The 21,237-nt window shown below is 59.6% G+C and carries 21 protein-coding genes; 9 read left to right on the forward strand and 12 right to left on the reverse strand.

From position 1 onward, the window contains the following. Positions 1–29: 29 nt before the first annotated feature. The 6 genes from K1W69_RS23655 to pdxR form a co-directional block, all read right to left on the reverse strand. Positions 30–1,652, reverse strand: coding sequence for a GMC family oxidoreductase (locus K1W69_RS23655; RefSeq protein WP_220230924.1), 1,623 nt, complete (start codon positions 1,650–1,652; stop codon positions 30–32). Positions 1,653–1,668: 16 nt separating this feature from the next. After that, positions 1,669–2,529: an ABC transporter permease gene (locus K1W69_RS23660; protein ID WP_220230925.1), complete on the reverse strand. Its 861-nt coding sequence runs from the start codon at positions 2,527–2,529 to the stop codon at positions 1,669–1,671. Between the two features lie 3 nt (positions 2,530–2,532). After that, on the reverse strand, positions 2,533–3,402 hold the full coding sequence (locus tag K1W69_RS23665; RefSeq protein WP_220230926.1) for an ABC transporter permease: 870 nt from the start codon (positions 3,400–3,402) through the stop codon (positions 2,533–2,535). Further along, entirely contained in the window at positions 3,399–4,508 is a 1,110-nt protein-coding gene (locus K1W69_RS23670) for an ABC transporter ATP-binding protein (protein WP_220230927.1), read from the reverse strand. The genes K1W69_RS23665 and K1W69_RS23670 overlap by 4 nt, the downstream gene beginning before the upstream one ends. A gap of 87 nt (positions 4,509–4,595) precedes the next feature. Continuing rightward, on the reverse strand, positions 4,596–5,666 hold the full coding sequence (locus K1W69_RS23675; protein WP_220230928.1) for an extracellular solute-binding protein: 1,071 nt from the start codon (positions 5,664–5,666) through the stop codon (positions 4,596–4,598). A 104-nt stretch (positions 5,667–5,770) separates the two neighbouring features. Further along, a complete protein-coding gene (gene pdxR / locus K1W69_RS23680; protein ID WP_220230929.1) occupies positions 5,771–7,270 on the reverse strand; it encodes a MocR-like pyridoxine biosynthesis transcription factor PdxR in 1,500 nt (499 codons plus the stop codon). A 123-nt stretch (positions 7,271–7,393) separates the two neighbouring features. On the opposite strand from pdxR, the gene K1W69_RS23685 reads away from it, so the two are divergent. The 3 genes from K1W69_RS23685 (at position 7,394) to K1W69_RS23695 (ending at position 10,767) form a co-directional block, all read left to right on the forward strand. Next, positions 7,394–8,500 carry a mandelate racemase/muconate lactonizing enzyme family protein gene (locus K1W69_RS23685; RefSeq protein WP_220230930.1) on the forward strand — a complete coding sequence of 369 codons (1,107 nt, stop codon included), beginning with the start codon at positions 7,394–7,396 and terminating at the stop codon, positions 8,498–8,500. Positions 8,501–8,694: 194 nt separating this feature from the next. Next, a complete protein-coding gene (locus K1W69_RS23690) occupies positions 8,695–10,140 on the forward strand; it encodes a uracil-xanthine permease family protein (RefSeq protein WP_370688299.1) in 1,446 nt (481 codons plus the stop codon). Positions 10,141–10,338: 198 nt separating this feature from the next. Further along, positions 10,339–10,767, forward strand: coding sequence for an FKBP-type peptidyl-prolyl cis-trans isomerase (locus K1W69_RS23695; protein ID WP_220230932.1), 429 nt, complete (start codon positions 10,339–10,341; stop codon positions 10,765–10,767). Between the two features lie 102 nt (positions 10,768–10,869). On the opposite strand, the gene K1W69_RS23700 is transcribed toward K1W69_RS23695, so the two are convergent. After that, entirely contained in the window at positions 10,870–11,646 is a 777-nt protein-coding gene (locus tag K1W69_RS23700; protein WP_220230933.1) for a tRNA1(Val) (adenine(37)-N6)-methyltransferase, read from the reverse strand. A gap of 20 nt (positions 11,647–11,666) precedes the next feature. Then, positions 11,667–11,837, reverse strand: a complete 171-nt coding sequence (locus K1W69_RS23705) for a putative signal transducing protein (protein ID WP_370688307.1) — start codon at positions 11,835–11,837, stop codon at positions 11,667–11,669. Between the two features lie 257 nt (positions 11,838–12,094). On the opposite strand from K1W69_RS23705, the gene K1W69_RS23710 reads away from it, so the two are divergent. The 4 genes from K1W69_RS23710 to moaB all read left to right on the forward strand — a co-directional run bounded on the left by K1W69_RS23710 (position 12,095) and on the right by moaB (position 16,671). Then, a complete protein-coding gene (locus K1W69_RS23710) occupies positions 12,095–13,111 on the forward strand; it encodes a polyprenyl synthetase family protein (RefSeq protein WP_220230934.1) in 1,017 nt (338 codons plus the stop codon). Positions 13,112–13,228: 117 nt separating this feature from the next. Continuing rightward, complete coding sequence (locus K1W69_RS23715) at positions 13,229–15,220, forward strand: tetratricopeptide repeat protein (protein WP_220230935.1); 1,992 nt, start codon at positions 13,229–13,231, stop codon at positions 15,218–15,220. A gap of 21 nt (positions 15,221–15,241) precedes the next feature. Further along, positions 15,242–16,129, forward strand: a complete 888-nt coding sequence (locus tag K1W69_RS23720) for a 4-(cytidine 5'-diphospho)-2-C-methyl-D-erythritol kinase (RefSeq protein WP_220230936.1) — start codon at positions 15,242–15,244, stop codon at positions 16,127–16,129. Beyond that, a complete protein-coding gene (moaB, locus tag K1W69_RS23725; RefSeq protein ID WP_220230937.1) occupies positions 16,126–16,671 on the forward strand; it encodes a molybdenum cofactor biosynthesis protein B in 546 nt (181 codons plus the stop codon). Before K1W69_RS23720 ends, moaB begins: the two co-directional genes overlap by 4 nt. A gap of 4 nt (positions 16,672–16,675) precedes the next feature. On the opposite strand, the gene K1W69_RS23730 is transcribed toward moaB, so the two are convergent. Then, positions 16,676–17,455 carry a crotonase/enoyl-CoA hydratase family protein gene (locus K1W69_RS23730; RefSeq protein WP_220230938.1) on the reverse strand — a complete coding sequence of 260 codons (780 nt, stop codon included), beginning with the start codon at positions 17,453–17,455 and terminating at the stop codon, positions 16,676–16,678. 209 nt (positions 17,456–17,664) lie between these two features. Here K1W69_RS23730 and K1W69_RS23735 point away from each other — a divergent pair, with 209 nt between their 5' ends. Together K1W69_RS23735 and rnhB are read left to right on the forward strand one after the other, a co-directional pair. Then, positions 17,665–18,822, forward strand: a complete 1,158-nt coding sequence (locus K1W69_RS23735; RefSeq protein WP_220230939.1) for a PA0069 family radical SAM protein — start codon at positions 17,665–17,667, stop codon at positions 18,820–18,822. Positions 18,823–19,032: 210 nt separating this feature from the next. Continuing rightward, positions 19,033–19,737, forward strand: coding sequence for a ribonuclease HII (gene rnhB / locus K1W69_RS23740; RefSeq protein WP_258571310.1), 705 nt, complete (start codon positions 19,033–19,035; stop codon positions 19,735–19,737). Between the two features lie 98 nt (positions 19,738–19,835). Here rnhB and K1W69_RS23745 read toward each other — a convergent pair whose 3' ends face one another. The 3 genes from K1W69_RS23745 to K1W69_RS23755 all read right to left on the reverse strand — a co-directional run bounded on the left by K1W69_RS23745 (position 19,836) and on the right by K1W69_RS23755 (position 21,230). After that, positions 19,836–20,315, reverse strand: coding sequence for a F0F1 ATP synthase subunit B (locus tag K1W69_RS23745; protein ID WP_220230940.1), 480 nt, complete (start codon positions 20,313–20,315; stop codon positions 19,836–19,838). Between the two features lies 1 nt (position 20,316). Further along, positions 20,317–20,880: a F0F1 ATP synthase subunit B gene (locus K1W69_RS23750; RefSeq protein ID WP_220230941.1), complete on the reverse strand. Its 564-nt coding sequence runs from the start codon at positions 20,878–20,880 to the stop codon at positions 20,317–20,319. A gap of 122 nt (positions 20,881–21,002) precedes the next feature. Next, positions 21,003–21,230 carry a F0F1 ATP synthase subunit C gene (locus tag K1W69_RS23755; RefSeq protein ID WP_035521724.1) on the reverse strand — a complete coding sequence of 76 codons (228 nt, stop codon included), beginning with the start codon at positions 21,228–21,230 and terminating at the stop codon, positions 21,003–21,005. Between the last annotated feature and the right edge of the window lie 7 nt (positions 21,231–21,237).

Consider the following 21,237-nt stretch of genomic DNA (forward strand, 5'->3'; position numbering starts at 1 on the left):
TGGTCAAAGATTTCGCCGACGCAGCAAAATCAGGCATCGCCCTGATCCTCGAGGATGAGATCGGCGGCCCTCTCTCCGACCATCACCGTCGGCGCATTGGTGTTTCCGGATATTACGGTTGGGAAAATCGACGCATCGGCGACACGCAGGTTCTGTGCTCCGTAAACGCGAAGCCGCGTGTCGACGACATCGGTTTCCGGATCCGGGCCCATGCGGCAGGTGCTGACCGGATGGAAGACCGTCGAGCACCTTTGGCGAATATCGGCGAGAAAATCCGCGTCACTCGACGTGGCGGACCCCGGAACGATTTCCTCGTCGATCACCGTTTGCATCGCCGGGCTTTCTGCAATCCTGCGCATCAGCCTGCTGCCTTCGATCATCTCGATCCGGTCATGTTCCGTGCTTAGCGAATTCGGATGGATCGCCGGCGCCGCAAGCGGATCGGCGGAGCGCAGCGCGATATGGCCACGACTGGTCGGTCGTGTCGGCTGGTAGCCGAGCAGAAATCCCGGAAACGGATCCGGGCTCATCAGCGGGCGCGTGCCCTTCGGCGCCTTCGTGTAGCTGACCGGGGAGAAGTAGAGCTGCATGTTCGGCCGCTTGCGTTCAGGCGACGACCGAACGAAACCGCCGGCCTGGTTGACACTGAGCGATAGCGGGCCCGAACGGGTCAAGACGTAGTAGAGCCCGTAGCGCATCTTGCCCCACCAGGGCCGAAGCATGTTATTGAGGGTCGGCGCTCTGGACCGGTAGAGAAAGTCCAGACCGAGATGATCCTGCAGGTTTTGGCCGACGCCCTTGCGGGCGACGGCGACCGCGAGGCCGTGATTCTTCAGTTCCTCAGGCGGCCCGACGCCGGACAGCATGAGGATCTGTGGCGAGTTGACGGCCCCGGCGCTCAAAATCACCTCGCGGCCGGCAGTTACCTTGTATTCTTTTCCTCGCCTCTGATAAGCGACGCCTGTTGCGCGGGTTCCGTCCATGATCACCCGGGTCACATGCGCCTGGGTCACCACCGTCAGGTTCGGACGCTGCTTGGCCGGAGCCAGATAGGCGCGAGCAGTCGACATGCGAAAGCCGTTTCTCGTGTTGATCTGGTAGCAGCCGATCCCTTCCTGGTCGGCGCCGTTGAAATCCGCATTGTCGCTGAAGCCGGCCTGTCGCGCGCCTTCCAGAAACACGTCGCATAACGGATGCAACAGATCTTTCACCGTCGAAACGTGGATCGGGCCATCGCCGCCGCGATAGTCGCTGGCGCCCTGGTCGAAGGATTCGAGCTTGCGGAAATAAGGCAGGAGATCGTCCCAGCCCCAGCCGGGATTGCCCATTTCCTTCCAGTCTTCGTAGTCGGCGTGCTGGCCCCGGATAAAGACCATCGCATTGATAGAACTCGATCCGCCCAGCACCTTGCCGCGCGGCCAGTAGCCGACGCGTCCGTTCAGCTCCGCGTCTGGCTCGGTGCGGTACATCCAGTTGATGCGCTCGTTGTAGAACGCCTTACCGTAGCCGATCGGCATCCAGATCCAGAAGTTCTTGTCGGTCCCGCCGGCCTCCAGCAGGCATACGCTGTACCGGCCATTCTCCGAAAGCCGGTTGGCGAGCACTGCGCCAGCCGATCCCGCGCCGACGATGACGAAATCAAACGACTGCATTGTTGAGTATCCGTTTTTACCGGGCGGTCTTGTCGCGCTGAACGAGAATGGAGATGATTGCCAGAAGTCCGGAACCGAGCATCAGGAAGAAGGAAACGGCGTTGAGCACCGGCGTCGAGCCGCCCTTGGCCATCCGGTCGAACATGGTGATGGTCAGCGGCGATTCCGATCCAACCAGGAACAGCGTCGTGTTGAAATTCTCGAACGAGACCAGGAAAGCGACGATTCCGGCGGCGATCATGGCCGGTCGCAGGAAGGGAAGCGTGATCGACCAGAGCACCCGGACACGGCTGGCGCCAAGATTGTAGGCCGCTTCTTCCATCGTGGCGTCGAACTTCCTGAGGCGGGCCGTGATCACCAGCGACGTTATGGTCGCGATGAAGGAGAACTGGCCGAGAACCACAAGCACGATGCCAGGTCTCAAGAAACCAAGATCGATACCGTAGGAATCGTCGAGCGTGTTGGCGACAGTGCTGGCCAGCACCAGGATCGAGATACCCAGAATGACGCCGGGAATGACGAGCGGCAGGACCATGATGATGTAGAAGAAATTCTTGGCGGGCAGGCTGGATCGCACGAACAGAAATGCATTGCAGGTTCCGACAAAAACCGACAGCAGCGCAACCGACACGGCGATGATGAAGGAATTGTAGAGCCCCTGAAGCAGTCGCCTGTCGTGGAACATGCCCAGCTTCGGCTCCGACGTTCCGAAAAACCAGTCGAGCGTAAAGCCCTTCCACGGCAGAGATGGAAAGACGGAATCGTTGAAAGCAAAGATCCCGGCAGCGATCAGCGGCGCCACAAGAAAGATGAAAAATGCGGCCATATAGAGACGGTAGCCCACTGCAAACGCCTTGTTTCCGCCTGTCCTCGCCATGCTCTAGCTCCGCGCCACGGTGCTTGAGAGCGACTGGCCGGAAAGCTTCAATCCGATCCAGACGACCAGTGAAGTAAATATCAGCAGAAGAAAGCCGAAAGCGGCGCCGGATTCCCAATTGTAGCGGGTGATGAACTGGTCGTAGATGGTCTGGGTGAACCAGCTTGAATATTTCCCTCCAAGCAGCACCGGCGTCAGATAACTGCCGGCTGTCAGCATGAACACGATGATCGAGCCCGATATGATGCCTGGCATCGCGTAGGGAATGATGATGCGCCGCAGGACCGTCAGGCCGTTTCCACCGAGATTGTATCCCGCCTCGATCATGGAATCGTCCATGCCGTCCATGGTCGATGTCAGTGGAACGATCATGAACAGCATGACCGTGTAAACGAGGCCGACGATCACGGCCGCGTCGTTGTACAGCAGTTCTATTGGCTCGCTGATCAGACCGGTCCACTGCAGCACGCCGGAAATCACCCCGGTTTCGCGCAGAAGCAATATCCAGCCGAAAGCGCGGATCAGGTCGCTGACCCAGAGCGGAATCAGGCAGAACATGAACATCGCGCCACGCGTGCGCGGACCGGCGATCTTGGCGATATAGTAGGAGACTGGAAAGCCGATAACCAGCGCAAGGGCGGTCACGATCAGCGACATGACGGCGGTGCGCGCCATGATGTGCCAGTAGATCGGCTCGGTGAAGAATTCGATGTAATTGTCGAAGCCGAATTCATACTGGCGCGGGGCGATCTTTTCGCGAAGCGACAAGACACCCATGCCGATATGCGGCAACAGGATGAGAAGAACGATCCACAGCGCAAAAGGCATGAACAGCAGGATCAGCGATAGCCGCCGGGCGTCCCGTTGGTTCATCGCCCTTCTCCGGAGGGGAAGCAGATCGCATTTTCAGCCGACCATGAAAGCGCGACGTCGTCCGTCGGCTTCACGTCGTCTGCGCCGCCGGTCAGCGTGACGTCGACTTCGACCAGTTCTCCTGATCCCATTCGGACGAGGGCCCGACTGTTGGCGCCGTTGAACAGAAGGTTGTCCACCCTGCCCTGCAAACTGTTCTCGCCCAACGCCTCGCGACCCTGGGTGAGATGCACGAACTCGGGCCGAACGAACAGCGTGACCGTATCGCCTGCCGCGACCGACGCCCCTTCTCCCGGGCGGCAGCGAGCGTTCATGCCGCCGTCAGTCTCGACCATGACCTCTTCGCCCTGAACTGCCGACACCCTACCGGTCCAGCGATTGGAATCGCCTACGAAACCGGCCACGAAGGCGGTTTTGGGGTGATGATAGAGATCCTGCGGCGAACCGATCTGCTCGAACCGGCCATTGTTCATCACAGCAACGCGATCCGACATGACGAGCGCTTCAGACTGGTCATGCGTGATGTAGACGAAGGTGGTGTCGAACTGATGCTGCAGCAGCTTCAGTTCGATTTTCATGGCCTCGCGCAGCTTCAGGTCAAGCGCGCCCAGAGGCTCGTCGAGCAGCAGCACGTCCGGATCGAGCACCATGCAGCGTGCAATCGCGATGCGCTGTTTCTGTCCGCCTGACAATTGGTGGATTTCGCGACCGCCGACGTCCGGCAGGGCCACGCGGTTGAGTACGTCCTGGACCTTGCGTTTGATTTCGTCGCGATCCGCGCCGATGCACCGCAAGCCATAGGCGATGTTCTCGAAGACGTTCATCATCGGAAAAAGGGCGAGGTGCTGGAAAACCATCTTCACGTTGCGCCGGTTGGGCGGAACGTTGAGCACCGAGCGCCCCTTGATGCTGATATCGCCGGAATCAGGTTCCTCGAAACCGGCGATCATGCGCATCAGAGTGGTCTTGCCGCATCCCGAGGGTCCGAGAATTGAAAAGAACGAGCCGCTTGGTATTTCGAATGAAACATCCTTGACGGCCTGAACGGAGCCGAAATTCTTGCAGACATTACTGCATTCGAGGTCGGAGACTGCAGAATCGGTCACGTGGCGGCCCGCTTGGATGGCGTTATGTTGGCAAGTTGGCGGACGGCCCCGCAAAGGGAGCCGTCCACCGGATCGAGTAGAACCGGATCAGCCTCCGGTGGCGGCCTGGATCTTCTCCAGCGCCTTGCCTTCCATGTCTTCCACCCCGGGAGGGATGTTGGCGAAGAACTTCAGGTTATTGATATCCTCATCCGTGAAGGCCGCATTGACGGCTGCCTTGAGGTGATCCGGCAGAAGGTCCTTGCCGCCCTTGACTGCGACAATCGCGCCGGTGCTTTCGGACATCATCTGGGAGATTTCCGGCTGCAGCACGAAATTGATCCACTTGTAGGCGGCGTCATCGGCTTCGCCCTTGCGCGGGATGACGAAGGTGTCGATCCAGGCAAGCGCACCCGTTTCCGGCGGAACGAAAACGATATTGTTGTTTTCGTTGTAGAGCTTGTAGGCCGTCGAGTCCCAGGTTTCGGAAGCGACGATCTCACCCGAGAGCATCATGGCCGAAAGGTCGTCGCCGCCCTTCCAGTAGGCCTTGATGTTGTCCTTGCAGGCGCTGAGCTTGTCGACCACCTTGTCGAGCAACTCCTGATAGGCGTCGAGGTCCGAATAGGTGGCGAACGGATCCTCGCCCATCGCATAGGCCGTGCCGAGCAGAATCGTGCGCTTCAGGCGCATTGAGGTCTTGCCCTTGTACTTCGGGTCGCAGAGATCACCCCAGCTTTTGAAATCCGGCGCTTTCGACTTGTCGGCCATCAGACCGGATGTGCCCCACTGGTGCGGCACGGCGTAGACCTCTCCGTCGATCGTCGTATTCGCCTTCACGCCGTCGAGCAGTTTCGGCTCGAATACGGACGTGTCGATCTTGCTGATATCGAGTGGCTTGTAGATATCGTATTCGAGCTGCGGCGCGTAGATGCGATCGTGGCTCGGTTGCGCGAGGTCGAAGCCGGCGCCGCCTGTTGCGCGAAGCTTGGCGACCATTTCCTCGTTGTTGGAAAGCGTCACCTCGACATCGATGTCGGGATACATTTCCTCGAACTTGGCGATCACGTTTTCTGGCGCGTAACCGCCCCAGGTCAGCAATCTCAAAGTCTCTGCCTGCACGCCGCCCGTTCCGGCCAGCATCGTCGCGGCCAGCAGTACAGCGGTTTTCATAGTCATCCGCATAGTCGTCTCCCTCTTGTCATTTTCAGCACCGTCGGAGCCTAACTCCGAAACTGTATGGGCTGATTGGACTGCAAAATATATCCATTGCAGAATTTTTCTTAGACCAGTTTCCTGTTTTTTCCAAGCTGGCTCATCGCGCGTCCAAGCGTCTCCATTCCGGACCTGATGTCTTCCGGCGTTGTGCTCCCGAACCCGAAAACCAGCCCTTTTTTTAGATAGGGGGCTATTGCATATCGTCCCAGCGGCGCAGTCGTCACGCCGGCGGCGGCTGCTGCGGCCACGATGTCTGCTTCCTCGATTTCTGTCCGCAGAAAACCTGTCGTGTGAAATCCGCCTCCTGTCGGCTGCAAATCCACCCACTCGCCAATCCTGTCTGCGGACTCCACAAGCGCCTCGTACCGCGCCTTGTAGATCTGCCGCATGGTTCGGACGTGGGTTGCAAAGAATCCTTCATCCATGAAATCGGCGACAATCGCCTGATTGAAGGTTGGCGCGCCGCTCTGCCAGGTGGTGAACAGACGTTCGAAACTCTCCACCAGACCTTTTGGAGACAGAATGTAGCCAAGACGAAACGAGGGAAACAGCGACTTGGAGAACGTACCGACATAGATGACCCTTTCTTGGGTATCGATGCTCTTGAGCGGCGGCGGCGGCTGTTCTCCATAGTAGAATTCGCCATCATAATCATCCTCGACAATCATCGCGTCGGCGTCCTTCGCCGCCTGCAAGAGGGCAAGCCGGCGCGCAAGACTCATCACGAGACCAAGCGGCTGCTGGTGCGAGGGCGTGACGAAGGCCAGACGAAAATCGGGCTCCTTTTCCAGCGCGTCCTCGACGCAGAAGCCTTCGACGTCGATGTAGACAGGCACAAGTCGCGCGTTACAGGCGAGGAAAGCGTTGCGCGCTCCGACGGCGCCCGGGTTCTCGAACCAGATCGCTTCACCGGGATTGACCTGCATCAGTCCGATCGTGGCGAAGGCGTGCTGCGCGCCGTTGACGATGAAGATCTGCTCCGGATCGCACTTGATCCCGCGCGCTGCATTCAGTTGTTGCGCGATCGCCGAGCGAAGCCGGCCATATCCGAACGGCTCTCCATAGCCTCCGATATGGTCACGCCCCTTTCGCCAGTGCCGTGCGGAGAGCCGCGCCCACTGCGCCATCGGAAAGGCGTCGAGCGCCGGCAGCGCGGTGATGAACGGCTCGGATTTGTGCGGAAGGCGACTACGCGACGTAATTGCGTTCGCGGCGCGGGTCGTCATCCGCGAGAGTCTCGGCGGCGCGACAGCACCGACATCGCCTTGCGCCGAATCTGACAAACGGATCTGCGCGGCAAGCGTTTTACTGACGAATGTGCCGGCTCCAACGCGCGATTCCAGCAAGCCTTCAGAAACCAGGCGATCGATCGCGTCGATCACAGTCGTCCGTGATACGCCGATTTCCAGAGCAAGCGTGCGGGTCGCGGGCATTCGGTCACCGATATTGAACGCGCCGGAGAGCAGAAGCTCGCGGAGCGCCATGTAGAGTTGCACCGAATAGCGCCGGTCCGATAACCGGTCGATGCGGATTGATGAGAGCAGCGCGCCTCCGTGACGTTTCATGTTCGTTCCGATTGGTATGTGATTTTATGCAAAACGGACCTACTATAGAGGCCAATTCCGCATATTTTGGCAAACCGAAAACCGATCCGCGCTGTTGTGGGCGCCATCACGCCAGGGTCCGACATGAAAATCACCTCCATCGATACTTTTACCGACGCATTTGTGTGTTTTGTCCGCGTCACCACCGAAGACGGATCGCAAGGCTGGGGACAGGTCGCCCCGTACAACGCAGACATCACGGCTTCGGTGCTTCATCGCCAGGTCGCGCCCTATTCGTTGGGGCAGGACGCATTCGACATTGCTCGCCTGATAGAGATCATTCCGGAGCGCGAGCACAAATTTCCAGGATCCTACCTGGCGCGCGCCATGGGCGGACTCGACACGGCGCTTCTGGATCTGCGCGGCAAGCTCGAGGGCAAGCCGGTCTGCGAACTGCTTGGAGGCGCTCCGGGAACCGTTCGCGCCTATGCGTCTTCGATGAAGCGCGACATAAGGCCGGCCGACGAGGCGGAACGACTGAAAAAATTGCAGCAGGACTACGGCTTTACCGCCGTCAAGTTTCGCATCGGGTCCGAATGCGGACATGACCAGGACGAATGGCCCGGCCGCACGGAGGAGATCGTGCCAGCGATCCGCAAGGCTATGGCTGATGGAACCACACTGCTGGTCGACGCCAACTCCTGCTACTCGCCGCAGAAAGCAATCGAGATTGGCCGGTTCCTCGAGGACAACGGCGTCAGCCACTACGAGGAGCCGTGCCCCTACTGGCGGTACGAGCAGACAAAACAGGTCACCGACGCGCTCGACATCGACGTCACCGGCGGAGAACAGGATTGTTCGCTGGTAGACTGGGAACGCATGATCGATGGTCGCGTCGTCGACGTTATCCAGCCGGATGTCTGCTATCTCGGCGGCATGCATCGGACGATGCAGGTCGCGCGTTTGGCGCATGAGGCCGGCATTCCTTGCACGCCCCATTCCGCCAATCTGTCCATGGTCACGCTCTTCACCATGCATCTTCTGAGGGCGATTCCGAACGCCGGAAAATATCTCGAGTTCTCGATTGAGAAAGAGGATTACTACCCATGGCAGGAGGGGCTCTTCCGGTCATCTCCCTATGAGATTGTGGACGGACACGCGCGCGTCTCTGACGAGCCCGGCTGGGGCGTTGAGATCGAACCGGCTTGGCTGGAACGCTCGACACACCAGGTCAGCAAACAGACGCCTTGAAGGGCGCCGATAAAGAAAATTGCGCGCGCATTGATGTAGTGTCTTCTGATACTTGTTCAAAACCTGGAGTTTCCTGAGGAAAACAGACCGATTTCATCAAGATTTCTGCGACTCCATGGAAAATTGGTGGTTGCATGGCCTGTGACGGGCCGTATTTCCGGTCCGCCATAAAAAGGGGAAGCCGGATGTCGACAATGACTACACTTGGAACGCCTGAACAGCTCAGGGATCCGAATTACACACCACCGCTTGCATCGGCAGTGCCGCTGGGCATTCAACACGTACTGGCAATGTTTGTCAGCAATGTCACGCCGGCGATCATCGTGGCCGGCGCCGCCGGATTCGGATTCGGATCGAATTCGCCGGACTTTCCAGACATGATCTACATGATTCAGATGTCGATGCTGTTCGCCGGTATTACGACACTGTTTCAAACCATCGGAGCCGGCCCCGTCGGCGCGCGCCTGCCGATCGTCCAGGGCACATCCTTCGCCTTTATTCCCATCATGATACCGCTGGTGGCCGGAAAGGGCGTCGAAGCTATGGGCTTGCTCATGTGCGGCGTGATCATTGGCGGCCTGTTTCATGCCTGTCTCGGTTTCTTTATCGGAAAAATCCGGTTTGCCCTGCCGCCGCTCGTAACCGGCCTGGTTGTCACCATGATCGGGCTCGCGCTGGTTCAGGTCGGCATACAATACGCGGCTGGCGGCGTGCCTGCGATGAACCAGCTCGCGAATGAACTGGCCGCAGCCAAGGCGAGCGGCGACGCGGCGAACTTCTCCGCCATCGAATACGGATCGCTGCTTAACTGGTGCATTGCGTTGCTGGTTGTCGTCGTCACGCTTGGCGTCAAGTTCTTCACACGCGGCATGATTTCGGTTTCGGCGGTCCTGATCGGGCTGATTGTCGGCTATGCCGTTTCCTGGATCTTCGGCATGGTCAGCTTCAGCAGTGTAGCCAGCGCCGCCGTCTTCGCCTTGCCGAATCCGTTCCATTTCGGGTTCGAATTCTCGATCGCCGCGATTATCGGCTTCTGCCTCATGGCGTTTGTCTCTGCGGTCGAAACCGTCGGGGACGTCTCGGGCGTCACCAAGGGCGGCGCCGGCCGCGAACCGACCTCCGACGAGATTCGCGGCGCGACATTCGCAGATGGAGTTGGAACCGCGGTCGCTGGCGTTTTTGGCGCGCTGCCCAACACTTCGTTTTCGCAGAATGTCGGACTCATCGCCATGACCGGCGTCATGAGCCGCAACGTGGTGACGATCGGCGCGATTTTCCTTATTATCGCCGGCTTCATTCCGAAAATTGGCGCCATCGTCTCCTCGGTTCCGATCGAGGTTCTTGGCGGCGGTGTGATCGTGATGTTCGGCATGGTCGTGGCCGCCGGCATCTCCATGCTCTCGGATGTGAACTGGAACCGCCGCAACATGGTGATCTTCGCGATATCAATCTCCATCGGTCTTGGGCTCCAACTGGAGCCGAACGCCCTGTTCTTCATGCCCCCTACGGTCAAGGTTCTTCTGACGTCGGGAATCCTTCCGGCAGCGTTCATTGCAATCGTCCTGAACCTGCTTCTGCCTGAAGAGCTGGATGACGACCAGACGGACGAGATTGCAGGCGGACACGCCGGTCACAAGTAACGAAACTGCGCGCCGCCTTCGCAAACGTGCGGGCGGTACGGCTATGCAAGGCGCGGCCGTCGGTTCGAGCAACCGGCGGCTGTTTGCTGCCAGAAATCGGTTTACATTGCCGTTGTGTCAGGTAGCCTGAAAGCTACATCCGAGCACCCGCGCTATCGCGGCCTCAAACACTCATCCCGCAAATGATTGGAATTCATGATGACCGAAGTCAAATCGGGCGATACCGTCCGCATACATTACGTAGGGACACTGATCGACGGCAACCAGTTCGACAGTTCGCAAGGCCGGGAACCCCTGGAATTCGTAGTTGGATCGGGCCAGATCATACCGGGACTCGATCAAGCGCTTCCGGGAATGAACGTCGGCGATACGAAAACCGTCAATGTTCCGGCGACAGAAGCCTACGGACAGGCCGATCCGAACGCCCGGCAATCCATACCCCGCGAACAGATCCCCGCCGACATCCCGGTTGAAATCGGCACACAGCTACAGATGCAGACCCGTGACGGCAGGACAGTCGGGGTGACGGTCATCGAAGCCACCGATGAATCGGTCGTTCTCGACGCAAATCATCCACTCGCCGGCAAAGACCTGACATTCGCCATTGAGCTGGTGTCGATCAACTAGAGCTTTTCCGCGAAACCGGGCGTCAAAGGAAAGTAATCTGACACCGGCGGCGGCGATCTTTTCGTACAACCGGATGAAAATGCGAAGCCGATCGAAGAAAATCTATCGCCGACGCAGATGCGCCTTGCCGTTGTTCAGGGCGGCGGCAAACTCAGTAAACCGGTGACCGTCGCCATCGTGGACAATCAGCGGCGGTCGGAATTCCAGTCGCGCCCGACTACCCTTCACCCCGGAAAGCAGGAACCGGGTGGCGTTGGCGTCGCCTCGCGGATGAATGAGCGTAATGCACAGACCGCCGAAACGGTTTTCACATGCGGAAAGAATTTCCGAGACGGATTGCGGGCGCGCAATCAGCGAAAGCTGGCCGCCTGGCTTCGCGATGGCGTTGGCGGTTCTCAGCCATTTTTCGAACATCTCCGCCTGCATGGCGTGGGCCTCGGCCTTGAGCGCATCGGGAGTCTTGCGATCGGCCGGCAGGTTAAAGGGTGGATTCATTATGACGTGATCATAAACGCCGTCGTACAAACCCGCCGCAAGGCGCGCCTTGCCGGTCAGAGTCACATCCGCTTCAAGCACGCTCATCCGGGGTTTGAGCGCCGTATTGGCATCGAGATCGACGGAGCGTCTTGCAAACTCCGCCATCATTGCGGAACGCTCGACGAGCGTCACTTCTACAGCGGGCACGCGCGACGCCACGGCCATGCCTGCAGCGCCTGAACCCGCCCCGAGATCGGCCACTTTTCCACGGGCGTCGCCAGGCACCATGGCTGCAAGAAACATGGCGTCGCTTCCCGAGCGATGTCCCTGCCCCTTCGGTTGGATGACATGGAAGGCGCCGTAATGAAAGGCGTCAACAGTTTCGTTATCGGCGCCTTTCAACCGATTATCCGCCATCGCCGTCATTTTGGCGGCTTCAGTTCTTCCGCCAGTCCGGCGCTTTCAACAAGGTTGCGCGCCTCGTCTATTCGGTCGGGATCAACGAGTATGCGGCGCGGCAAAATGCCGATGGAACCATCCAGCACGCTCATGTTCTCGTCTGCGACGAAACAGGCGATGCCGGCGTCCTTCATCAGGCTCGTGACGAAGGATATGGTCACGACATTGTTGGTTCTCAGCAGTTCCTTCACCCTCTTCCCTTTCCTGACCCGGATACGCTCAAGATAGACATATGATCGCGGCTCGCCATTCAGCAGCATGCCCGCCGCCGCGTTCGATCAGCGCATGGCTTCTAATACACGATAGATTGCCCGGCGGTCACTATTAACCCTTGTCGCCGCACGTGCCTGTTTCTATTGTAATCGGGTGAGTAAACTGGAGTTTGTGAAAATTGGGCGTTGTAATACCCCTTGAAAACAAAAACAGGCATGCCGCGTCGATCAAGCAGCTTGTCGACCTGACGAAACCCGGCATGGAAAGGGTAAACCAGCTCATCCTGTCGAAGGCCGGCTCCGACGTCGAAATGATACCGGAGGTCGCCAATCATCTGATCTCGTCGGGCGGCAAGCGCCTGCGTCCGATGTTGACGCTGGCTTCGGCGACGATGTTCGGATACGAGGGCTCTCACCACGTCAAGCTCGCAACCAGCGTCGAATTCATGCATACGGCGACGCTGCTGCATGACGACGTGGTGGACGAGAGCGATCTGCGACGCGGCAAGTCGACGGCCCGCATGATCTGGGGCAACCAGGCCAGCGTCCTTGTCGGCGATTTCCTGCTTGGACAAGCTTTCAGAATTATGGTCGAGGTCGGCTCCATGGACGCCCTCGACGTGCTTTCGACGGCCGCTTCCGTCATTGCGGAAGGCGAGGTTTTCCAGCTTTCCGTGGCAAAGAACATGGAAACGACGGAAGATGACTATCTCTCCGTCATCCGCGCCAAGACGGCCGCGCTGTTTTCGGCGGCCGCGGAAGTGGGTCCGATCGTCGCGGGAACCGGCAAGGCGGAACGGGATGCGCTACGGTCCTACGGCGCCAATCTCGGCCTCGCCTTCCAGCTGGTCGACGACGTGCTCGACTATGGTGGCTCGGCTGCGGCTCTCGGCAAGAACGTCGGCGACGACTTTCGGGAAGGGAAAATCACGCTTCCCGTGGTTTTGAGCTACCGGCGCGGAAGCGAAAAGGACCGGGCCTTCTGGCGCTCCGCGATCGAAGAGGGGAAGAACGACGACGACGCCCTCGAAATGGCGCACAAGCTGCTTCTCGCCACGAACGCCCTGAACGACACGATCGCGCGGGCAGAGCATTACGGCGCCATAGCGCGCGACGCTCTTGCGCCATTGCCGGAAACAGCGGAAAAAGACGCCTTGCTGGATGTGATCGATTTTTGCATCAGCCGCGTCCATTGACTGCCGGCTTGTTGCGCGAAGGCGAGAGATCCGGCGTCTTGACGAAAAATAGCCATGCTTGAAGATCACGTTTGGCGAAGAATCTGTAACAGGCATGAAATTGCGGGAATAAACACTATGTTGCAACGGAAATTGAAGCGGCTACTCGGTGCAGTGACGATTGGCGCATTTATCGCCCTTCCCGCTTCGGCCCTTGCCCAGACGTCCGACGCCGATTTCGACACGACGATAGCCAACAGCTATGCAGGCGCTGTTCTTGCAGGCCAGAGCGCGGAAGCCGATCTTGACCTGGACACGGCGATTGACCTTTACGCCAAAGCGCTCAGCTACGAACCGGACAATATCGACATCAAGCAAAGGCTGATGCTCCTGCTTTTCAAAAGCGGCCGTTTCGAGGAAGGCGTGGAACTCGCCGGGGAACTCAAGACGGAAACCGATGTTGCAAGCGTCGCAGCCCTCGCGCTCGGCGTCGACGCCATGAGGAAGCGGGAGTTCGGACGCGCGCAGACGCAATTTGACGCGGAAAGCGCTGTAGATCTTGAGCGCCTGCTCAACGGACTTCTCAACGCTTGGGCGATTTACGGCGAAGGCGACGCCGACAAAGCCATTTCCGAAGTCGATTCGCTGTCGGGGCCGGATTGGTACGACATCTTCAAGACGTTTCACATTGCGTCCATACACGAACTGAACGGCGACAAGGACGCGGCGCGGCGCCTCTACACATCCCTGATTCTCGATCAGCAAGCCGCTCGCACCGCGCCTGACACCTTCATCCGGGCAACCATGGCGCTCGCCATCATGGAAGCGCGCAGCGGAAACAAGCGCGCCGCTCTGGACGCGCTTGCGTCCGGAAGCGCTTTCGCCAACGGTTACATGCCGCTGGAAACGCTGCATGACATGATCGAGGCGGACATGCCTCTGGCTGCCGACATTGCAAGCCCCGAGCAGGGCGCAGCCGCCGTGCTGTTCACAATCGGCAGCGCGCTCAATCGCGAAGGCGCGCAAGACTATGTCGCCCTGTATCTGAATTTTGCGCGGGCGCTCGATCCGGACAATGCCTCGACGCTGATCATCCTCGGCGATCTTGCCGCCAAACTCGAGGATATTGAAGGCGCAAACGCGATTTACCGCGCCATACCCGATAACTCCGTCATGCACCGCGTCGCACAATTGCAGCTCGGGCTCAACCTGGCCGATCTCGGACAGGTAGAGGAGGCAAAGACCTATCTGAACGGCCTGGTGGCGGAAAACCCTGACGATCTCCGCTCCTACCTGGCACTGGGCAGCGTCCTGTCTGAAGCCAAAGAATATGACGAGATGGCGGAGAATTACGACAAGGCCGTAAAGGCGATCGGTGTCCTGCCGAACCGGTCGCACTGGAACATCTATTTCCAGCGCGGCATCGCCTATGAGCGGATCAAGGAATGGGATAAGGCAGAACCGAATTTCAAACGCGCCCTGGAACTGTTTCCCAATCAGCCGCAGGTCATGAATTACCTGGGATATTCCTGGGTGGACATGAACATCAATCTCGACGAAGGCATGGCTCTGATCCGTGACGCCGTTCGGCTGCGCCCCAATGACGGCTACATCGTCGATTCGCTTGGATGGGCCTATTATCGCCTCGGTGAATATGAAAACGCTGTGGAGGAACTCGAGCGCGCAGCCGAATTGCAGCCGGGAGATCCGACGATCAACGATCACCTGGGCGACGCATACTGGCGCGCCGGCCGCAGAAACGAGGCCAGGTTCCAGTGGGAGCGTTCGCTGACTATGGAGCCGGAACCGGAAGAAATCCCGAAAATCGAGGCAAAACTGGAAAAGGGACTTCCGGACGATCCCGAAGCGAAACCGGCGACGGCGAACTCGGACAAGACCGAAACTCAGCCGGAAACCGAATCGGACGCGCCGCAAAAGGAAAGCATGGCGGATCCGGACACCGCAAACCAGGCAGCGCAGTACAAGGTGAAGCCGGGACAGACCCTGTGGAACATCGCTGCTGAAATTCTTGGCGACGGGGCGCTCTACGAGCAGATCCTGCAGGCCAATCCCGAACTCGATGGCAGGCCCGACCTTATTCATCCAGGGCAGGTTATTAATCTGCCGTGACGTGCGCGGCATGACCAATTCATGGCCCGCATAGCCGAATTCGCTCCGGCGAAGATCAATCTGTGTCTGCATGTCACCGGACAGCGCGAGGATGGCTATCATCTTCTGGAAACCATCGTCATGTTTGCGGATATCGGCGACCGTGTTCATGTCGAGGCGGCGCGCGAAGACCGTTTCTCCCTGTCCGGCCCTTTCGCGCCGGAACTGGACGCAGCGCGGGACAATATCGTGGTTCGGGCGCGAGACATGCTGCGCGACGCCTTTCCCGATATAGCGCGTCCGGTTTCGATACATCTGGAAAAGAACCTTCCCGTCGCTTCCGGAATAGGCGGCGGATCGGCTGACGCCGCGGCCAGTCTGAAGGCGTTGCGCGCGCTCTGGCGAATTCCTCAAAACGCAGACCTTGCCGACCTCGCCCTGCAGCTTGGCGCGGACGTTCCGATGTGTCTTGCCGGCCAGCCTCTGGTTGCGCGCGGGATCGGGGAAAGGATCGCATTGCTTCCATCCGTCGCGCCGCTTCCGATCGTGCTGGCGAACCCTTTGACCGGCGTTTCGACCCCGGAAATATTCTCTCGCCTCGCCTCCAAAACAAATCCCGGCATACCGGAGATCTCGTCGATCAGCGGCTTCCATCAACTGATCGACTTTCTCAAAGACCTGAGAAACGATCTGGAGCTTCCAGCGCGCACAATCGCCCCTGAAATCGATACAATCAATCGAGCTTTGCAGGACGCCGGCGCCGCGTTGGCGCGGATGTCCGGATCCGGCGCGACCTGTTTCGGCCTCTATCCTTCGCTTGAAGACGCGCAATCGGCCGCATCCGAGCTTCAACGGCGCTTCCCGCGCTGGTATGTCGCCGCCGGTCGGTGTATCGGCTCACAGAACGCAACCGGAAAGGCCATGCAGTGATGAGGATCGAAGAGAACCGCCCATTCATACCGGTCAACATAGCCGTGTTGACAGTTTCCGACACACGGACGCTGGACGACGACCGGTCAGGCGATACGCTGGTCGAGCGTATCGAGGCCGCCGGGCACCGAATTGCCGCGCGCGATATCATTACGGATGATCGCGACAGAATAGCTGGCCTCGTCAAATGCTGGGCGCAGGATCCGCAGGTGGACGTCATCATCACCACCGGCGGCACCGGCTTCACCGGGCGCGACGTGACCCCGGAAGCGATCACGCCGCTGTTCGACAAGCAGATGGACGGCTTTTCGGAAGTCTTTCACCGGATCAGTTATGACAAGATCGGAACGTCTACGATCCAGTCGCGCGCGACCGGCGGCGTAATCGACGCCACCTACGTTTTCGTGCTTCCCGGCTCGCCCGGCGCCTGCAAGGACGCCTGGGACGGCATTCTGAAACTGCAGCTCGACTATCGCCATATGCCCTGCAATTTCATCGAGATCATGCCACGGCTCGACGAGCACCTGAAACGCGGCTCCTGAGTTATCAGTCGTCAAAGTTTCCAGAGCGTCCGGCGCCTCTTGAAAAGCGCGTGGCCCCTTTGACCGCTTCGTCAGCCAATGGCTTTGCGCCTTCGACCGCCTCTATATGAAGCGCTTCCTCAAGTGGCATTCCCCACTGGCGATGCGCCGTCATCCGGTCGGTTCTCATGCAGGTCTGGGGAAAGTCCGCAATGCGCACGGCCAGATCCTTCGCCGCCGCCAGCGCGCCGCCTGCTTCCACCACCTGGTTGACGAGGCCGAACTGCAGAGCTTCATCCGCATTCACCGGACGTCCGGTGAGAATCATGTCCATGGCCCTGCCATGCCCGATCAGGCGCGGCAGGCGGATATTGCCGCCGTCGATGAGAGGCACGCCCCAGCGGCGGCAGAAGACGCCGAATATCGCCGTGGCCGATGCAATTCGAAGGTCGCACCACAGCGCCAGTTCCAGGCCTCCGGCCACGGCGTGTCCCTCTACGGCCGCGATGACCGGCTTTGTGAGCAGCATGCGCGTCGGCCCCATCGGACCGCCCGCTTCGGGGTCGTAAGCCAATGCGCCTTCAGAGACCGAATGCAGATCGTAGCCGGCGCAAAACGCAGCCCCCGCGCCGGTCAGAATCGCGACCGAACGCCGCTCGTCCGCCTCGAACGAGACGAACGCCTCGGCAAGCAGCGCGGCTGTCTCGGCGTCAACCGCGTTGCGGCGCTCCGGACGGTTAATTGTCACGGTCGAGACCGGCCCGTCGTTTTCGATCAGCACCCTGTCGGATAAGTTCTGCGTCACACCGGCCTCCCTGCCCTTCGGCTACTGCATGTATCCATTTGCATATTACTCAGGCCTGCGCTCCGGGAACAGTCAAATGCGGAACAATCACCGCAGCCTGTTTGCTCACCACTTGTCAAAAGAGACAGTTCGGACATATTTGTTCTTGTTATGTTCTTTTCCTCATGATAGGAATATTTTCATAAGCCGAAACGGAAAGATCTGGTGAAATGAGCGAACTGGCGCACCTGAGACAGACTGCTCTCGATCACGGCAACAGGGCCGAACTGGCGGACGCCATGGTGGCGCGCTCCGGTATGCGCGTGGAGATCGACAGACGCCGCGGACGCGGCGCGGGCCTCAACCCGGCTGGCCGGTTCGAAAACGAATCCCGCCATGTATTCGACGATGGCTGGTCGACGCTGGAAGAGTTGCCTCCCGCAAAAACCGAAGTGCAGATCGAGAAACCGCGCAAGATCATCACCCGCAATGAATCGCCGGACATTTCCTTCGACCGTTCGATCAATCCCTATCGGGGCTGCGAGCATGGCTGCATCTATTGTTTCGCCAGACCCACCCATTCCTTCATGGGGCTGTCGGCGGGCCTTGATTTCGAAACGAAGCTGTTCGCGAAGCCCGATGCGGCGAGACTGCTCGAACGCGAGCTTTCCAGACCCGGCTATACGCCGAAGCCTATCGCCATCGGCACGAATACTGATCCCTATCAGCCGGTCGAAAAGACCTGGCGGATCATGCGGCAGATACTGGAAGTCATGAACGCCGCCAATCATCCTGTCACCATCGTCACCAAGTCGGCGCTGGTCATGCGTGATATCGACATTTTGGGGCAGATGGCCGAGAAAAATCTTGTCAAGGTCGCCCTTTCCGTGACGACTCTTGACCGAAAGCTCTCCCGGGCCTTGGAGCCGCGCGCCGCCACGCCCGTCAAAAGGCTTGAGACCATACGCGCGCTGTCCGAAGCGGCAGTGCCGGTCGGCGCCATGCTTGCGCCGGTCATTCCGGGGCTGAACGATCACGAGATGGAGCGCATTCTTGACTCGACGAAGGCCGCCGGCGCCCTCACCGCCAGCTACATCCTGCTGCGCCTGCCGCATGAGGTAAGCCCGCTCTTCAGGGACTGGCTGCTTCGCCACTATCCCGATCGTTATCGGCACGTCATGTCGCTGGTGCGCTCGATGCGCGGCGGCAAGGATTACGACGCAGAGTTCAACACCAGGATGAAAGGCGCAGGTCCGTATGCCTGGCAGTTGATGCGCCGCTTCGATCTGACAACCAGGAGGCTTGGCTTTGAAAAGAAGGGGCGCGCGCTTCGCACTGACCTTTTCACGCCCCCCAACGGCTCGGGAGTTCAGTTGTCGCTTTTGTAAAAGCCGCTTCCGTCGCCATTGCCTGTCCCCTGGCAATCCCGACGGCTTTCCCTCCGGCGCCGCTGCCGGGTCCGGTGCGTACGAGCCGCGTGCACCGGGCCGGGTCATCGGAGCGTCCAGCGCTGCGACACCCCGTCGTCGACGCGCCACGCCATCCGGTGACAGGAGGGACTTGCGGGGAATCGGAGGGTCGTGCGATTGTGCCGCACCATGTCGCGCAGACCTTCCGATTCTCCCAGCAAACCAAAGTCAAAAGACCGCAAACAGGCGTCCGGAAAACGCCAAAAGCGACTGTTTGAGGATCAACCCTCCGTTCCCGACTACATGCTGGAGAAAACCGTTGGCAGTCCCGATCGGCTGATCGCCGGCGTCGACGAAGCCGGACGCGGCCCCCTGGCCGGACCGGTCGTGGCGGCCGCCGTCATCCTTGATCCGGACAACATTCCCGAAGGTCTCAACGACTCGAAAAAACTGTCGGAGGATGTCCGCCTCTCCTTGTTCACACGAATCCTCACTACAGCGGACGTCGCTATCGCCAGCACCGGTCCATCCGGCATTGACCGGACCAATATCCTGCTTGCAAGCCTGGACGCCATGCGGCGGGCGGTAGACGGGCTGACGCGACAACCGGATCACGCGCTGATCGACGGCCGCGATGTTCCCCAGGGGCTATGTTGCCCGGCCAGCGCCGTCGTCCGCGGAGACGCACGTTCCCTGTCGATAGCAGCGGCCTCGATCGTCGCCAAGGTCACCCGGGACCGGATGATGAGGCATTCCGCCTTGCTGCATCCAAACTACGGCTTCGAAAAACATGTCGGATACGGAACAAAAGCCCATCTCGCGGCGCTCTCCGACCACGGTCCCTGCGCTCTGCACAGGATGAGCTTCCGCCCGATCCGGGTGGATGCAGAGTGAATAGGCTCACGACGCTTCCGAACAAACCAGCATGAGCACCCAAAACAAAAAAGCCGGAGCGTGAGCCCCGGCTTTAAAACACGATACAGTCTTGAACCTCAGTTCAGCCGGCTTTTAACCTCGGCGACCGAATCCTTGAAAAGCTGGTTCTGTGTCTTGGCGTCAGCCTTTTCGACGATAAGCTTTTCGGCGGCGGCGACGGCGATATCGACGGCGCGCCGGCGAACCTCGTTGACCGCCTCAGTTTCAGCCAAAGCAATCTTCTGCTCAGCCATGGCAGTGCGGCGCGCGACGTATTCCTCAGTCTTCTGACGAGCTTCCTGCACCAGGCCGGCGGCTTCGTGCTCGGCAGCGGAAATCAGTTCGCTCGCTTCCTTTTCAGCGTCCTTGCGCTTGCGCTGATATTCGGCCAGCAACTGCTGGGCCTCCTCGCGCAGGCGACGCGCCTCGTCCAGTTCGTTGCGGATTTTTGCCGCCCGCTCGTCAAGCGACGAGGAGAGCATTCCAGGAACCTTCAGGTAGACAATGAGGGCAAGAAAGATGATGAGGGCCACGAAGGCCCAGAACGTTGCGTCCATGTCAGTCTCCCTGGCCCGACGCCGACTTGATAGCCGAGTCGAGGCTTTCTTTCGAAACCTGATCGCCAATCAGTTGCTCGACAATGGCCGAGGTCGTGTCTGCGGCAATCGCGTCTACATTCGACATCGCCTGCTTTTTCACATTGGCGATCTCGGCTTCCGCCTTGCCGATCTTTTCGGAAAGCTCGGCCTCGACCTTCGCCCGTTCCGCGTCGGCGTCGGCCTTGGCCGTGTCACGCGCTTTCTGGGCAATGCCGTGGGCGCGCGACCGCGCATCCGCCAGTTCCTTTTCATAGGTGGCGATGGCGAGGTCGCCCTCTTCCTTGAGGCGATTGGCCTCGTTGAGGTCCTGGGCGATCCGGTCGCGTCGCGTTTCCAGAATGCTGCCGATACGCGGCAGGACGACGCGCGACAGGAACAGGTAGAAAAGGCCGAACGTAATGATCAGCCATAGAAGCTGAGATGCGAAATAGCCCGGATCAAAGGGCGGGAAGCTCCCGCCGCCGGCGTGTTCGCCGGCATGCTCCGCCGTTTCCGTCGCTGCATACGCTGTTGAGACCAGCATATCTGCCTCCAAAAAATCCGTAAGCGCCAATCCGCGAATGCGGATCAGGCGCTACGGCTGATTAAGCCCGGCGCCGCGCGGGCAGCGCCTCGGACCGCAATGCGGTCCAGCAACCTGATAAATCAGACTGCGAACAGGAGCAGAAGTGCGACGAGCAGCGAGAAGATGCCCAGGGCTTCCGTCACGGCGAAGCCGAAGATCAGGCGGCCGAACTGGCCGTCGGCGGCCGACGGGTTACGCAAGGCTCCGGCGAGGTAGTTGCCGAAGATTGTTCCGAGGCCGATGCCTGCGCCGCCCATGCCGAGACATGCAATGCCTGCGCCGATGTATTTTGCTGCTTCCGCTTCCATTGTGAAC

The sequence above is a fragment of the Flavimaribacter sediminis genome (genome assembly GCF_019492055.1).
GTDB lineage: Bacteria > Pseudomonadota > Alphaproteobacteria > Rhizobiales > Rhizobiaceae > Flavimaribacter > Flavimaribacter sediminis.

Excerpts from the sequence above, each read along its gene's own strand:
- K1W69_RS23655 (WP_220230924.1), bottom strand. The coding sequence starts at position 1,652 with ATGCAGTCGTTTGATTTCGTCATCGTCGGCGCGGGATCGGCTGGCGCA.
- K1W69_RS23660 (WP_220230925.1), bottom strand. The coding sequence starts at position 2,529 with ATGGCGAGGACAGGCGGAAACAAGGCGTTTGCAGTGGGCTACCGTCTC.
- K1W69_RS23665 (WP_220230926.1), bottom strand. The coding sequence starts at position 3,402 with ATGAACCAACGGGACGCCCGGCGGCTATCGCTGATCCTGCTGTTCATG.
- K1W69_RS23675 (WP_220230928.1), bottom strand. The coding sequence starts at position 5,666 with ATGACTATGAAAACCGCTGTACTGCTGGCCGCGACGATGCTGGCCGGA.
- pdxR (WP_220230929.1), bottom strand. The coding sequence starts at position 7,270 with ATGAAACGTCACGGAGGCGCGCTGCTCTCATCAATCCGCATCGACCGG.
- K1W69_RS23685 (WP_220230930.1), top strand. The coding sequence starts at position 7,394 with ATGAAAATCACCTCCATCGATACTTTTACCGACGCATTTGTGTGTTTT.
- K1W69_RS23690 (WP_370688299.1), top strand. The coding sequence starts at position 8,695 with ATGACTACACTTGGAACGCCTGAACAGCTCAGGGATCCGAATTACACA.
- K1W69_RS23695 (WP_220230932.1), top strand. The coding sequence starts at position 10,339 with ATGACCGAAGTCAAATCGGGCGATACCGTCCGCATACATTACGTAGGG.
- K1W69_RS23705 (WP_370688307.1), bottom strand. The coding sequence starts at position 11,837 with ATGAAGGACGCCGGCATCGCCTGTTTCGTCGCAGACGAGAACATGAGC.
- K1W69_RS23715 (WP_220230935.1), top strand. The coding sequence starts at position 13,229 with ATGTTGCAACGGAAATTGAAGCGGCTACTCGGTGCAGTGACGATTGGC.
- K1W69_RS23720 (WP_220230936.1), top strand. The coding sequence starts at position 15,242 with ATGGCCCGCATAGCCGAATTCGCTCCGGCGAAGATCAATCTGTGTCTG.
- K1W69_RS23735 (WP_220230939.1), top strand. The coding sequence starts at position 17,665 with ATGAGCGAACTGGCGCACCTGAGACAGACTGCTCTCGATCACGGCAAC.
- rnhB (WP_258571310.1), top strand. The coding sequence starts at position 19,033 with ATGTCGCGCAGACCTTCCGATTCTCCCAGCAAACCAAAGTCAAAAGAC.
- K1W69_RS23745 (WP_220230940.1), bottom strand. The coding sequence starts at position 20,315 with ATGGACGCAACGTTCTGGGCCTTCGTGGCCCTCATCATCTTTCTTGCC.
- K1W69_RS23750 (WP_220230941.1), bottom strand. The coding sequence starts at position 20,880 with ATGCTGGTCTCAACAGCGTATGCAGCGACGGAAACGGCGGAGCATGCC.
- K1W69_RS23755 (WP_035521724.1), bottom strand. The coding sequence starts at position 21,230 with ATGGAAGCGGAAGCAGCAAAATACATCGGCGCAGGCATTGCATGTCTC.